The 14758-nt window shown below is 61.7% G+C and carries 11 protein-coding genes and 1 riboswitch; of the genes, 9 read left to right on the plus strand and 2 right to left on the minus strand.

What is annotated here, in order from left to right; translation table 11 throughout:
* Window positions 1-7: 7 nt before the first annotated feature.
* Together metH and rimK are read left to right on the plus strand one after the other, a co-directional pair.
* A complete protein-coding gene (gene metH / locus AC1P02_RS07115) occupies window positions 8-3700 on the plus strand; it encodes a methionine synthase (protein WP_485185430.1) in 3693 nt (1230 codons plus the stop codon).
* Between the two features lie 239 nt (window positions 3701-3939).
* Window positions 3940-4836, plus strand: a complete 897-nt coding sequence (gene rimK, locus AC1P02_RS07120; RefSeq protein ID WP_005316298.1) for a 30S ribosomal protein S6--L-glutamate ligase — start codon at window positions 3940-3942, stop codon at window positions 4834-4836.
* A 70-nt stretch (window positions 4837-4906) separates the two neighbouring features.
* Here the strand turns inward: rimK and AC1P02_RS07125 are convergent, their stop codons facing one another.
* Both AC1P02_RS07125 and AC1P02_RS07130 read right to left on the minus strand, forming a co-directional pair.
* Entirely contained in the window at window positions 4907-6163 is a 1257-nt protein-coding gene (locus AC1P02_RS07125) for a sensor histidine kinase (protein WP_234575873.1), read from the minus strand.
* A 41-nt stretch (window positions 6164-6204) separates the two neighbouring features.
* Window positions 6205-6873, minus strand: a complete 669-nt coding sequence (locus AC1P02_RS07130) for a response regulator transcription factor (RefSeq protein ID WP_125608601.1) — start codon at window positions 6871-6873, stop codon at window positions 6205-6207.
* 90 nt (window positions 6874-6963) lie between these two features.
* Here AC1P02_RS07130 and AC1P02_RS07135 point away from each other — a divergent pair, with 90 nt between their 5' ends.
* The 7 genes from AC1P02_RS07135 (at window position 6964) to thiS (ending at window position 14758) form a co-directional block, all read left to right on the plus strand.
* On the plus strand, window positions 6964-7380 hold the full coding sequence (locus tag AC1P02_RS07135) for a hypothetical protein (RefSeq protein WP_005316291.1): 417 nt from the start codon (window positions 6964-6966) through the stop codon (window positions 7378-7380).
* Between the two features lie 86 nt (window positions 7381-7466).
* On the plus strand, window positions 7467-7946 hold the full coding sequence (locus AC1P02_RS07140) for a hypothetical protein (protein ID WP_125597352.1): 480 nt from the start codon (window positions 7467-7469) through the stop codon (window positions 7944-7946).
* Between the two features lie 303 nt (window positions 7947-8249).
* Window positions 8250-9728: a beta-barrel pore-forming toxin aerolysin gene (gene aerA / locus AC1P02_RS07145; protein WP_485184726.1), complete on the plus strand. Its 1479-nt coding sequence runs from the start codon at window positions 8250-8252 to the stop codon at window positions 9726-9728.
* Window positions 9729-9833: 105 nt separating this feature from the next.
* Window positions 9834-9947: riboswitch (TPP riboswitch) on the plus strand.
* Between the two features lie 261 nt (window positions 9948-10208).
* Window positions 10209-12215 (plus strand): phosphomethylpyrimidine synthase ThiC, encoded by a 2007-nt coding sequence (gene thiC / locus AC1P02_RS07150; protein WP_408140719.1) that lies wholly within the window; start codon window positions 10209-10211, stop codon window positions 12213-12215.
* Complete coding sequence (thiE, locus tag AC1P02_RS07155) at window positions 12212-13786, plus strand: thiamine phosphate synthase (protein WP_485184728.1); 1575 nt, start codon at window positions 12212-12214, stop codon at window positions 13784-13786. Before thiC ends, thiE begins: the two co-directional genes overlap by 4 nt.
* Window positions 13776-14549 (plus strand): HesA/MoeB/ThiF family protein, encoded by a 774-nt coding sequence (locus AC1P02_RS07160; RefSeq protein ID WP_485184730.1) that lies wholly within the window; start codon window positions 13776-13778, stop codon window positions 14547-14549. Before thiE ends, AC1P02_RS07160 begins: the two co-directional genes overlap by 11 nt.
* The gene (gene thiS / locus AC1P02_RS07165; protein ID WP_447832169.1) at window positions 14546-14758 is read left to right on the plus strand and encodes a sulfur carrier protein ThiS; all 213 of its coding nucleotides are present in this window, start codon (window positions 14546-14548) and stop codon (window positions 14756-14758) included. Before AC1P02_RS07160 ends, thiS begins: the two co-directional genes overlap by 4 nt.

Here is a 14758-nt window from a genome sequence, read left to right on the forward strand (position 1 = left end):
AGCGGTGTTGAACGAAAAGCCGAGCATAAAGTCGGACCCAACAAAGAAACTGGAATCCTGTCTCAAGGAACGGATCCTGATCATCGACGGGGCCATGGGCACAATGATCCAGGGCTACAAGCTGGGCGAGGCGGATTATCGCGGTGAGCGGTTTGCCGACTGGCATACCGACATCAAGGGCAACAACGACCTGCTGGTGCTGACCAGGCCAGGGATCATTCGTGAGATCCACGATCAGTATTGTGCCGCCGGGGCCGACATCCTCGAAACCAACACCTTCAACGCCACTTGCATCGCCATGGCCGATTACGAGATGGAAGAGCTTTCGGCCGAGATCAACCGCGAGGCGGCTCGGCTGGCCCGTGCCGTGGCTGACGAGTGGACGGCGAAACAGCCCCACAAGCCCCGCTTTGTCGCCGGTGTGCTGGGTCCCACCAACCGCACCTGCTCCATCTCGCCGGACGTGAACGATCCCGGCAAGCGCAACGTCACCTATGACCAGCTGGTGGCTGCGTATACGGAGTCGACCCATGCCCTGATCGAGGGTGGCGCCGACCTCATTCTGATCGAGACCATCTTCGATACCCTCAACGCCAAGGCGGCGGCCTTCGCGGTGGAAGGGGTGTTTGAGGAGCTGGGCTATGCGCTGCCCGTGATGATCTCCGGCACCATCACGGATGCCTCGGGGCGTACTCTCTCCGGTCAGACCACCGAAGCCTTCTATCACTCCCTGCGCCATGTCAAACCCATCTCGTTCGGTCTCAACTGTGCGCTGGGGCCCGACGAGTTGCGTCAGTACGTGGAGGAGCTATCGCGCATCAGCGAGACCTTTGTGAGCGCCCACCCCAATGCCGGTCTGCCCAATGCGTTCGGCGAGTACGATCTCGATGCGGGTGAGATGGCTGACCATATCCGCGAGTGGGCCCAAAGCGGTTTTCTCAACATGGTGGGCGGCTGCTGCGGCACTACCCCGACCCATATTCGCGCCATGGCTGATGCCGTGGCCGGCATCAAGCCGCGCACCTTGCCCACGTTGCCGGTCGCCTGCCGCCTGTCGGGCCTCGAGCCCCTCATCATCACGGCGGACTCCATGTTTGTGAACGTGGGTGAGCGCACCAACGTCACCGGTTCCGCCAAATTCAAGCGTCTCATCAAGGAGGGGCTCTACGACGAAGCCCTCGATGTGGCCAAGCAGCAGGTGGAGAGCGGCGCCCAGATCATCGACATCAACATGGACGAGGGGATGCTGGACGCCGAAGCGGCCATGGTGCGCTTCCTGAACCTCATCGCCGGTGAGCCTGATATCGCCCGAGTGCCGGTGATGATCGACTCCTCCAAGTGGGAGGTGCTGGAAGCCGGCCTCAAGTGCGTGCAGGGCAAGCCGGTGGTCAACTCCATCTCCATGAAGGAGGGGGAGGAGAAATTCATCCAGCAGGCCAAACTGCTGCGCCGCTATGGCGCCGCCGTCATCGTCATGGCGTTCGATGAGGTGGGCCAGGCTGACACTCGCACCCGCAAGTTCGAGATCTGCCAGCGCGCTTACCGGATCCTGGTGGATCAGGTGGGTTTCCCGCCGGAAGACATCATCTTCGATCCGAATATCTTCGCGGTGGCGACCGGCATCGACGAGCACAACAACTATGCGGTGGACTTCATCGAGGCGGTGAAGGACATCAAGACCCATTTGCCCCATGCCATGATCTCCGGCGGTGTCTCCAACGTCTCTTTCTCGTTTCGCGGCAATGAACCGGTGCGCGAAGCCATCCACGCTGTCTTCCTCTACCACGCCATCCAGAACGGCATGGACATGGGCATAGTCAACGCCGGTCAGCTCGCCATCTATGAAGACATACCGGCAGAGCTGAAGGCGAAGGTCGAGGCCGTGGTGCTCAACTTGAGTGACAGTGCCACCGAGGATCTGCTGGCCATCGCCGAGAAGTATCGTGGCGCCGGTGCCCAGGCGGAGGATCCGCGGGATCAGGAGTGGCGCAGCTGGCCGGTGGGCAAGCGGCTGGAACACGCTCTGGTCAAGGGGATCACCGACTTTATCGAAGAGGATACTGAAGAGGCGCGGGCCGGCGCCGAGAAGCCGCTGCACGTGATCGAAGGGCCCCTGATGGACGGCATGAACGTGGTCGGCGATCTGTTTGGCGCGGGCAAGATGTTTCTGCCTCAGGTGGTCAAATCCGCCCGGGTGATGAAGCGGGCTGTGGCCTATCTGCAACCCTACATCGAAGCCGAGAAACAGGGCGGCTACAGCAACGGCAAGATAGTGCTCGCCACCGTCAAGGGTGACGTGCACGACATCGGCAAGAACATCGTCGGCGTTGTGCTGCAGTGCAACAACTACGAGATAGTGGATCTCGGTGTCATGGTCTCCTGTGAGACCATTCTCAAGACTGCCCGTGAAGTGGGAGCCGATATCATAGGGCTGTCTGGCCTGATCACACCGTCTCTCGACGAGATGGTGCACGTGGCCAAAGAGATGGAGCGTCAGGGCTTCAAGCTGCCGCTGCTGATCGGCGGTGCCACCACCTCCAAGGCCCACACAGCGGTCAAGATAGAGCAGAACTACAGCGAACCCGTGGTCTATGTGTCGAACGCGTCGCGCGCCGTCGGGGTGGCCCAGAGCCTGCTGAACCCTGAACTCAAGCCTGCGTTTGTCGCCCGCATCGACAAGGAGTACGAGGTCGCCCGGGATCAGCATGCCCGCAAGCAGCCGAGATCCAAGCCGGTCAGCCTGGCCCATGCCCGAGCCAACCGGCAGCAGCTGGACTGGGTGAACTATCAACCACCGGCCCCCCGTGAGCCGGGCGTGCAGACGTTTGAGAACGTGCCCGTCTCGGTGCTGCGCCCCTACATAGACTGGACGCCGTTTTTCCTCAGCTGGGAGCTGGCGGGCAAGTATCCGCGTATTCTCGAAGACGAGATCATAGGTGAGGAGGCGACCAAGCTGTTTGCCGATGCCAACGCCATGCTGGACAAGCTGGAGCAGGACGAGAGCGTGCGCTGCGCCGGCATCATAGGTCTGTTTCCGGCCAACACGATCGGCGACAGCATAGAGGTCTATACCGACGAGTCGCGCAGCAAGGTGCGCAAGGTGCTGCACCATCTGCGTCAGCAGAGCGAGAAGCAGGGCTTCCCCAACTACTGTCTGGCGGACTATGTGGCACCGAAAGAGAGCGGCAAGCCGGACTGGATCGGTGCCTTCGCGGTGACGGGCGGTATCGGGGAAGAGGCCATCGCCACTGCCTACAAGGCGGATCATGACGACTACAACGCCATCCTCATCCAGGCGGTGTGCGACCGTCTCGCCGAGGCGTTCGCCGAGTATCTGCACGAACAGGTGCGCAAGGTGCACTGGGGCTATGCAGCCGACGAGGCCCTCAGCAATGAGGATCTGATCCGCGAGAACTACCGCGGCATACGCCCGGCGCCCGGTTACCCCGCCTGTCCCGAGCACACCGAGAAGGGCAGCATCTGGGAGCTGCTGGGCGTGGAGCAGGCCATCGGCATGAAGCTGACGGAATCCTACGCCATGTGGCCGGGGGCGGCCGTGTCGGGCTGGTACTTCTCCCACCCCGACAGCAAATACTTCGCGGTGGCGCAGATCCAGCAGGATCAGGTGGAAGATTACGCCGCCCGCAAGGGGATGACCCTGGCGGAAGCAGAACGCTGGCTGGGGCCGAACCTGAACTGAATCCCGATCTCCCGAGTGACATTGGTTGATCTTTGACGAGAAACGGCGGCATCCTTGGGCTGGTGGACAGACCAGCTTAGGGCCGCCGTTTGACATATCGGTGACAACGGGATTGCAGTGTGCAGTTCTGCGTGGTTTGTCTTGTTGTCAGGAGAAACAATTGGCGTTGTCTTGGCGCTGTGGCACCTTATACTCTCCCGCCCCATCCTGCCCAGGCACTGCCTTCTAGCGGAATTGTCATGAAGATCGCCATTTTATCCCGTGAGCCCAGAAACTATTCCACCCGCCGTCTGGTCGAGGTGGCGCAGGCCCGCGGTCATCAGGTAGAGGTGCTAGACACCCTGCGCTGCTATATGAATATCGCCTCCCACAGCCCCTCCATTCATTACGAAGGACGAGAGCTGGAGAGTTACGACGCCGTGATCCCGCGCATCGGCGCCAGCATCACCTTTTACGGCACCGCCGTGCTGCGCCAGTTCGAGATGATGAACACCATGGCTCTCAACAGCTCTGTGGCCATCTCCCGTTCCCGCGACAAGCTGCGGGCCATGCAGTTGTTGTCGCGCCACGGCATAGGTCTGCCCATCACCGGCTATGCCCACAGCACCCACGATGTGCCGGATCTCATCACCATGGTGGGGGGGGCCCCTCTGGTAGTGAAGCTGCTGGAAGGCACCCAGGGAATTGGCGTTGTGTTGTGCGAGACCCACAAGGCGGCCGAGAGCGTGATCGAGGCCTTTATCCAGACCAATAACAACATATTGGTGCAGGAGTACATCCGTGAGGCCAACGGCGCCGACATTCGCTGCCTGGTGGTCAATGGCAAGGTAGTCGCAGCCATGCGCCGTCAGGCCCAGCCGGGGGAGTTTCGCTCCAACCTGCACCGTGGCGGCACTGCCGAGGCGATCAAGATAAGCCCCGAAGAGCGGGCCACCGCAGTGCAGGCGGCCAAGATCATGGGGCTGGATGTGGCGGGTGTGGATATTCTGCGCTCTGCCCGCGGCCCGCTGGTGCTGGAGGTGAACTCCTCCCCCGGTCTGCAAGGGGTGGAAGCCGCCTCCGGCAAGGATGTGGCTGGCAAGATCATCGAGTTCCTGGAGCTCAAGGCGAGCCGCAAGAACAAGCCCGCCGAATAAGCCGCTGACGGCTTGCATCGCGGTATAAACACAAGGCGCCCTCGGGCGCCTTGTGTTGTTTGCGTGTCGGTTACTCCCGCATTTCCAGTCTGGCGCTGAAGACGCCAGCCTCCAGCCGGGTGTCTATCTGCCAGCCGAGCTTCTCGCAGATGCGCTGTATGATGGTGAGGCCGCAGCCGTAGCCGAGGATCTGGTCCGGTGCGGCCGCAGTCGGGTTGCTGATGGTAAGCACGGGCCCGCACAGCTCGATCTCGATATGCCCCTCGGCATAGCTCAAGGCATTTTTCAGCAGGTTGCCGAGGGCAATGGCGAGCAAGGAGAGGGGGGCATTGACCTCGCTTGCCTCGTCCAGGGTGAGCCTGATATCGAGCGTCTCTCGCTGCAACAGCGGGGCGAGGCGCACCAGCTCCTGCCGGATCAGTGGTTCTACCCGTTGCAACGAACGCTCCACCGCCTCCTTGCGACCCAGCAGCAGGAAGGTCTCTGTGAGCAGTGCCATTTCGTCTGCTGCGGCGCGAATGCGGGTGGTGGCACGGGCGGCGGGGGCGGGCAAGTCCGTTACCTTGCCGAGCAGCGCTGCCGACCCCTGGATCACCATGTTGGGGGTGCGCAGCTCATGGCTGGCAAAACGGCTGAACTCCTGCTCGCGGGCGAACACGGCGGCCACCTCGTGTTTGCCGGTCAGCAGTGCCAGCTCGATCTCCCGCAATTCCTGCCAGGGGGCATCGGGCACGAAATCCGCCTGATCCGGGGTGAGGTGGGCGACCCTTTGCTGCAACCGCTGCAGTGGCCCCGTGATGTGACGCACCAGCCAGATGCCGAAACCGATGCACGCTATCAGCAGGGTCAAGCCTATGAGCCTGGTAGCCAGATGCAGCTGATCTTCGTAAGGATCCAGATAGTCGTCGGCGTCGTCGTTGAACACCAGATAGAGCAGCCCCTGGCCGGAGGGATGGGGCCGCACCAGGAAGTGCTTGTCCTCCTCGCCAAGCTGGTGCTCGAAGAAGCCCGGGCTCTGATAGGGCTTGAGCCAGGCTGGCAGTCGGCCCGCTTCGGTCCAGTAACTGGAGAACTGGCGCGGACTGGGGGCGGGGGCCGCCATGCCGAGCTGCAGCCAGTCATCGTTGTAGCGGGTGACCTCGGCTTCCAGCCAGTGACGCAGGCTCAACTCTTCCATCTTGTCTTCGGCCACCACCATCAACAGGCTGATGATGATCAGCAGCAGCATACCCGCCCCGCTCAGGGTCAGGATCAGGCGATGGCGCAAACTGGGCAGGCTGACCTGGGTATCCGGCTGTGCCTGGTCAAGGCCTCCGGGTTTGGTCATGGGGTCACCCGTCTCTGGTCTGTCATGGCCTCCGGGTGTGGTCATGATGTCACCAGTCGATAGCCCTGACCGTGGAGGGTTTCCAGCATGGGGGTAGGGAAGGGTTTGTCGAGGGCGTTGCGCAGGGCATAGATGTGGCTGCGCAGGGCGTCGGAGTCAGGCTCCTCGTCCCCCCAGACTGTCTCCAGCACTTCTTGCCGGCTCACCAGATGGGGCGCGCGGCGCACCAGCAGGGTGAGGATCTGGAACGGGATCTTGCCGAGCTTGAGCTCGACCCCGGCGCGGGTGGCGCGGCCACTGGCGGGATCCAGCGTCAGCTCGCCCACGCTGAGGGCCCCCATGTCGCTGCGGGGGCCACGCAGGGCCAGCGCCTGCAGCCGTACTTCCAGCTCCTCCATGGCGAACGGCTTGACCAGATAGTCATCGCCACCGGCCCGAAAGCCTGCCAGCTTGTCATCCAGACTGTCGCGGGCGGTGAGAAACAGCACAGGGGTCGCTATGCCATCGGCCCGCAGCCGCTCAACCGTGGAGAGGCCATCCAGACGCGGCATCATGACATCCATAATGATGACGTCGAAGCGCTGCTGCGCAAGCAGTTGCAGGGCTGCCTGACCGTGATAGGCGCAGTCCAGCCTGTGCCCGGCCAGCTCCAGGTAATCCATGATGGTTTCCGCTACCTGGGGATTGTCTTCCACCACCAGTATTTTCATGTTTTGATCTCCTGGTTTTGACCGATATTTCACGGTCATCTCACACTGGACGAGGCATCCTGTGTGGCAGTGTAACCCCGAGGATCCCTGATGAAGAAGTCTCTGTGCGCTCTGCTGCTGTTTATATTGTTGCCACTTGGCACTGCGCAGTCGGCCGAGTTCAAGTTGACCGGCCGCACCACCTGGCAACTGGGCCAGCTGATGGTCAACGGCATCCCCTTCGTGCTCGACGAAGGGACCCGCTTCAAGGATGGGCTGAGCGAGGACGATCTCGGTGGCCGCTGGGTCGATCTGGAAGGGGTGGTTGAGGAGGGGCTGAGGGTGATCCGCGAGGTGGAGGCGCTGGACGAAGAGGACGAGATGGAGCTGGAGGGACCGGTGGCGCAAGGACGGATCTGGGGCTATGTCACCTCGGATAACAGCCTGGCTCCCTTCGAAGGGCGCTGGCTGGAGCTGGAGTGCAAGTTCGACGGCATGCGGTTGAGCCGTTGCCGCCAAGATGATTGAGCTGCAGGCGTATCTGGCGACCGGAAAAATTGCCCGCCCAGGCCCATAGTTAAACCTCATCAGGGTTTGACCATGGGCCTTCTGTCATGACACGCACCTCCCTCCTGCTGCTGGCTCTGCCGTTCTGCACCCTTGCCGTCGATGGCGAGCTCTGGCAGGTGGAGCTGGAACACAACGATGGCATTCGGCTGCAATTTCAAGGGGCCGAGCTGGAGCTTGGCAGCGCCGCACTGGCCGGGGTGCGTCAGTTTTCCGATCTCAAGCCCGGCATGAAGCTCGCCATCCTGAGTCGCAACGGCGTCGCCGAACATATTCGCCTTGATGGACACGCACCTGAGTCAGAACCGGCTGCCCAGTGGCGCCGGGCGGAGGGCACCTTGCTCGCCGTGACGGGCCATGCGCTGCAATTGCAGGGGCTGGGCACAATGACATTTGATGCTGGTACCCGCTGGCTCAACGGCAGCCCCGCCGATCTGCAACCGGGGCGTACCCTGGTGCTGACCCGTGACGAGACGGGCCGCGTGACCGAGATACTGATCCCGAATCCGGAGGATGAGCCGAAATAATGCCGAGGCCTTGCTCACTTAATTGGGGAATATTTAAATTGCTAAATTAGAGTTCTCTTTTTTAAGATATTCTTAAATATGATTAAGTGACGAATAAAATAATAGAGTGCATGCTCTGATATTCTATTGCTCAATATAAAATAATGCTGAATATATCTGCCAATTAATTCTGTTTATATATTGAAGTGTGGGCTTGATCGCATAATGAGATTGATGCGACTGATACTGTCATACTCACATGCTGCCCGTTGATATATAAATTGGGTGAATGCATGTGTCAGTGTTTAATATATTGGGGTTGCTATGAAAAAACTAAAAATAACTGGCTTGTCATTAATCATATCCGGCCTGCTGATGGCACAGGCGCAAGCGGCAGAGCCCGTCTATCCAGACCAGCTTCGCCTGTTTTCACTGGGGAAAGAGGTCTGTGGCGACAAGTATCGCCCCGTCAATCGAGAAGAGGCGCAGAGCGTCAAAAGCAATATTGTCGGCATGATGGGACAATGGCAAATAAGCGGGCTCGCCAACGGCTGGGTCATTATGGGGCCTGGGTATAATGGTGAAATAAAACCAGGATCAGCGTCCAGCACTTGGTGCTATCCGACCAATCCTGCTACCGGAGAAATACCGACTCTGTCTGCCCTGGATATTCCAGATGGTGATGAAGTAGATGTGCAATGGCGGCTGGTACATGACAGTGCGAATTTCATCAAACCAACCAGTTATCTGGCCCATTATCTCGGCTATGCCTGGGTAGGGGGAAATCACAGTCAATATGTCGGCGAAGACATGGATGTGACCCGTGATGGCGATGGCTGGGTGATCCGTGGCAACAATGACGGTGGCTGCGACGGTTATCGCTGTGGTGACAAGACCTCCATCAAGGTGAGCAATTTTGCCTACAACCTGGATCCTGACAGTTTCAAGCATGGCGATGTGACCCAGTCCGACCGCCAGCTGGTCAAGACTGTGGTGGGGTGGGCTATCAACGACAGCGACACGCCTCAATCCGGTTATGACGTCACCCTGCGCTACGACACTGCCACCAACTGGTCCAAGACCAACACCTATGGCCTGAGCGAGAAGGTGACCACCAAGAACAAGTTCAAGTGGCCGCTGGTGGGGGAAACCGAGCTCTCCATCGAGATTGCTGCCAACCAGTCCTGGGCCTCCCAGAACGGGGGCTCGACCACCACCTCTTTGTCCCAGTCCGTGCGCCCGACAGTGCCGGCCCACTCCAAGATCCCGGTGAAGATAGAGCTCTACAAGGCCGATATCTCCTACCCCTACGAGTTCAAGGCCGATGTCAGCTATGACCTGACCCTGAGCGGTTTCCTGCGTTGGGGCGGCAATGCCTGGTATACCCATCCGGACAACCGTCCGAACTGGAACCACACCTTCGTCATAGGGCCATACAAGGACAAGGCCAGCAGTATCCGTTACCAGTGGGACAAGCGTTATATCCCGGGTGAAGTGAAGTGGTGGGATTGGAACTGGACCATACAGCAGAACGGTCTGCCTACCATGCAGAATAACCTGGCCAGGGTGCTGCGCCCGGTGCGGGCCGGGATCACAGGTGATTTCAGTGCCGAGAGCCAGTTTGCCGGCAACATCGAAATCGGCGCTCCCGTGCCGGTCGCTGCCGCCAGCCACTCGAGCCGTGCTCGCAACCTGGGTGCTGGTCAGGGTCTGAGACTGGAGATCCCGCTCGATGCACAAGAGCTCTCCGGGCTTGGCTTCAACAATGTCAGCCTCAGCGTGACCCCTGCTGCCAACCAATAATGGCAGTGTGTTGCAGTAAGAGAACCGGGCCCATGGCCCGGTTGTTGTTTGCACTGGTCGGGCTTGTTGAAGGCTTGTGCTTTCCATTTCCCCACTTATACTGGCGCCATCTTGTCGGAGTGCCAACCGTCGAACGACGCAAGGCTGAGACCGTTAATTCGGGATCCGTGGAACCTGATCAGGCTAGCACCTGCGAAGGGAAACAAGGGTAACCAGTGGGTTGCCGCGCCGGGGAGGAACAAGCTTCCCCGCTCGCCGATAGGAGTGATCCGACCGGCAAGCCAGAGCGCACAAGAGGGAGCCTGCCATCCTGTTCTGTCGCCTTGTCCATCAGGGGAGTACAGAAGATGCGCAGGAGGAAGCCAAGGCTTCAGTTTTGCTCCCTCTTGAATGCAAACCTCACCCACAGGTTCATCACTTCTCCTCGAACTCCAGACAAGCAAACACCCATAACTTCAATCAGTTAATGTGAGTTTTGCTATGTCTACCTCAAAAACTTCCGTGCCGGAAAATGCCAAGTCAGTCCCTGTCGGCCGCCGCGAGCAGCGCGCCAGTGCCCAGCGTTTTATCGACAATCTCAAGGGGATGGCCCATCCCAACTCCAGCCGCATCTTTATCGAAGGTTCTCGCCCCGATATCCGGGTGGGGCTGCGCGAAATTGCCCTGGCCGACACCCTGGTGGGGGGCAGCAAGGAGAACCCGCAGTTCGAAGCCAACGAGCCTGTCCCCGTCTACGACACCTCGGGTGCCTACGGTGATGAGCATGCGGTCATCGATGTGCGTCTCGGTCTGCCGCGCCTGCGGGAAAGCTGGGTACGGGAGCGCGGTGACACCGAAGAGCTCGATGATCTCAGCTCCGCCTTCACCCAGGAGCGCCTCGCCGATGAGGGGCTGGATCACCTGCGTTTCGATAACTTGCCCAAGCCCCGTCGCGCCAAGCCTGGCCGCCGTGTAACCCAGCTGCACTATGCCCGTCAGGGGCTGGTCACCCCCGAGATGGAATTTATCGCCATCCGCGAGAACATGGGCCGCGAGCGGGTGCGCTCCGAGTTGCTGCTGCGCCAGCATCCGGGTCAGGGTTTCGGTGCCCGCCTGCCCGAGAACATCACCCCCGAGTTCGTGCGCGATGAGGTTGCCGCTGGCCGCGCCATCATTCCCAACAACATCAACCACCCGGAAACCGAGCCCATGATCATAGGCCGCAACTTCCTGGTGAAGATCAACGCCAACATAGGCAACTCGGCGGTCAGCTCCAGCATCGAAGAGGAGGTGGAGAAGCTGGTCTGGTCCACCCGCTGGGGGGCCGACACCGTCATGGATCTCTCCACCGGTCGCAACATCCACGAGACCCGCGAGTGGATCCTGCGCAACAGCCCGGTCCCCATAGGCACTGTGCCCATCTATCAGGCGCTGGAAAAAACCAATGGCATCGCCGAAGACCTCACCTGGGAGCTGTTTCGCGACACCCTGCTCGAACAGGCCGAGCAGGGTGTGGATTACTTCACCATCCATGCCGGCGTACTGCTGCGCTACGTGCCCATGACCGCCAAACGCCTCACCGGCATCGTCTCCCGTGGCGGCAGCATCATGGCCAAGTGGTGCCTGTCGCACCACAAGGAGAACTTCCTCTACCAGCATTTTCGCGAGATCTGCGAGCTGTGCGCCGCCTATGACGTGGCCCTGTCGCTTGGAGACGGTCTGCGACCCGGCTCTGTCTATGACGCCAACGACGAGGCCCAGTTCGCCGAGCTGCGCACCCTGGGCGAGCTCACCAAGATCGCCTGGGAGTACGACGTCCAGGTGATGATAGAGGGGCCGGGCCATGTGCCCATGCATATGATAGAGCGCAACATGACGGAGCAGCTGGAGCACTGTCACGAGGCGCCTTTCTATACCCTGGGCCCGCTCACCACCGACATAGCCCCGGGTTATGATCACTTCACCTCCGGCATAGGCGCCGCCATGATCGGCTGGTACGGCTGCGCCATGCTCTGCTATGTCACCCCCAAGGAGCACCTGGGGCTGCCCAACAAGGAGGACGTGAAGCAGGGCCTCATCACCTACAAGATCGCCGCCCATGCCGCTGACTTGGCCAAGGGTCACCCAGGTGCCCAGATCCGCGACAACGCCATGTCCAAGGCGCGCTTCGAGTTTCGCTGGGAGGATCAGTTCAATCTGGCGCTGGATCCCGAAACCGCCCGCGCCTATCACGACGAGACCCTGCCCCAGGAGTCCGGCAAGGTGGCGCACTTCTGCTCCATGTGCGGCCCCAAGTTCTGCTCCATGAAGATCACCCAGGACGTGCGCGACTACGCGGCCAGCCTGGAGGCGGTCGAGGTGAAGCTGGTGGGCATGGATGGCCGGCAGGAGCGGGTAGTGGCCGAGGTGGAAAGCGGCATGGCGCAGATGGCCGAAACCTTCAAGGAGAAGGGGAGCGAACTCTACCATCAGGCGGCGGCCCTCAAACCGGCGCGGGAGGAGGCATGAACAGCCGACCCATCGTCTGGACCATAGCCGGTTCAGATTCCGGGGGCGGTGCCGGCATTCAGGCCGATCTGCATACCTTGCACGATCTCGGCGTGCACGGTTGCTCTGTCATCACCGCCATCACGGCCCAGAACTCGGTGGCGGTGAAGATGGTCGATCCCGTGCTGATGCAGACTTTCACCGCCCAGATCGACGCTCTCGGCGTCGACTTGCCCCCGGCGGCAATCAAGATAGGCCTGCTGCCGACCAGGCTCCATGTGGAGGTGCTGGCCCGGCGGCTTGATACCTTGACGGCCCCCTTCGTGGTCTACGACCCGGTGGCCATCGCCAGCACAGGCACCCCCATGGCCGAAGCCAACATGCTGGCGGCGGTGCGCGAACATCTGCTGCCAAGGCTGTCGCTTATCACCCCCAATGGCCCCGAACTGGAGGCGCTGACTGGCATTCCCGCCAGCAGCCCTGAGCTGGTGCGGGCGGGGGCGGCGCGACTGCGCGAACTGGGCGCCCGCGCCGTGCTGGTCAAGGGCGGCCATCTGGGCTGGAGCGACGAGCTCTGCCTCGATTATTACCAGGACGAGCACCGCGAGTTCTGGCTGGCGGCGCCGCGTATCGACACCCGCCACGGCCACGGCACCGGCTGCTGTTATGCCAGCGCCATCGCCGCCGTGGTGGCGCAGGATCACCCGGTCGATGACGCCATCACGCTCGCTCGTGCTTATTTGCAACAGGGGCTGGCTGGGGCGCAAGGGGTGGGGGCGGGCCCTGGCCCCATCGCCCATCTCGGCTGGCCAGCGGATCTTGCCCACTTCCCCCGCGCCGTGCTGGCAGGGTCAGGCCTGGATCGCCGCTTTGGTCTCTATCCCGCCTGCGAGGCCCGTCTGCCCGAGGGCCCCTTTGCCGCGACCGAACATCAGCTCGGTCTCTATCCTGTGGTGGATTCGGTCAAGTGGCTCAAGCGTCTGCTGGGGGCCGGGGTCAAGACCCTGCAGCTGCGCATCAAGAACCTGCCCGCCGCCCAGGTGGCACCGGCCATTGCCGAGGCGGTAGCGCTGGGTCGCCGCTTTGGTGTGCGGCTCTTTATCAACGACTACTGGCAGCAGGCCATAGCCGCGGGTGCCTATGGCGTGCATCTGGGGCAGGAGGACATGGAGACGGCGGATCTCGCCGCCATCCAGGCTGCCGGCCTGCGCCTCGGTCTCTCCACTCACGGCTACTTCGAGTTGATGCGGGCCCGCGAACTGGCACCTTCCTACATGGCGCTGGGTCATATCTTCCCCACCAACACCAAGCAGATGCCATCCCGCCCCCAGGGGTTGGTGCGACTGCAACGCTACCAGGCACTCATGCGCGACTGGCCGACGGTCGCCATCGGCGGCATCGGCGAGGATCGCATTGCTGCGGTACAGGCAAGCGGGGTCGGCAGCATTGCCCTGGTGTCAGCCATCACTGCCAGTGACGATTGGCAGGGGGCCACAGCCCGATTGCTGGCGGCAGTGGGGGCGGGGGATGAGCCTTGCTCTGCGCTTATCCATCAGGCCGTCACGCAGCAGGAGGCCGATCATGCTCTCTGATGCTGAATACCTGCGCTACGGCAGGCAACTGATGCTGAGCGAAATCGGCGAGGCGGGGCAGGCGAGGCTGAAAGAGGCATCCGTGCTGATCGTCGGCCTCGGCGGGCTTGGCTCGCCGCTGGCGCTCTATCTGGCCGGGGCCGGGGTGGGCACCTTGTGGCTCGCCGACGGCGATACGGTGGATTCCAGCAACCTGCCGCGCCAGATCCTGTTCGATTCCGAGGCGGTCAATCGTTCCAAGGCCGAGCTGGCCCGGGAGCGGCTGGCGGCCCACAACCCCTATGTGGAGCTGATTGCCATCAATCAGCGGCTCGATGAGCAGAGCCTGCCCGCCTTCGTGGCCGAGGTGGATCTGGTTGTCGACTGCTGCGACAACCAGGCCAGTCGCCACGCCATCAACGCTGTCTGTGTGGCGCAGCACAAGCCCTGGATCTCGGCCGCCGCCGTCGGCTGGCAGGGGCAACTGATGGTGCGAACCGCCCCCGAACACGCCTGCTACGCCTGCCTCTATCCGCTGGATACCCGCATCCCGGAGAGCTGCCAGAGCAGCGGCGTTGCAGGCCCCCTGGTGGGGGTGATGGGCGCCTTGCAGGCGCTGGAAGCCTTGCATCTGCTGCTGGGCAAGCCCAGTCCGGTGGCGGGCACACTGCGCCGTTTCGATGCCCTGACCCACGAGTGGCAGACCCTGGGGTTGTCCCCCGATCCCGCCTGTTCCGTGTGCGGCGCCACACCCTTTGCCAATCCCATGGAGGATGCGCAATGAAGATCCGATTGAACGACAGCGAGCTGGTGCTGACGACCAGCCCGGATAGCCAGATCTGCGTGGCCGAGCTGCTGGCGGCCCGCGAGGTTGCCCCGCAGGGGGTGGCGGTGGCCCTCAACGGCGCCGTGCTGCCCCGCAGCCGCTGGCCAGACACCCGGATCAATGACGGGGACGAACTCCACCTTTTCACTGCCATTGCCGGAGGCTGA

This window comes from Aeromonas sp. TS_SC_11, from assembly GCF_057318915.1.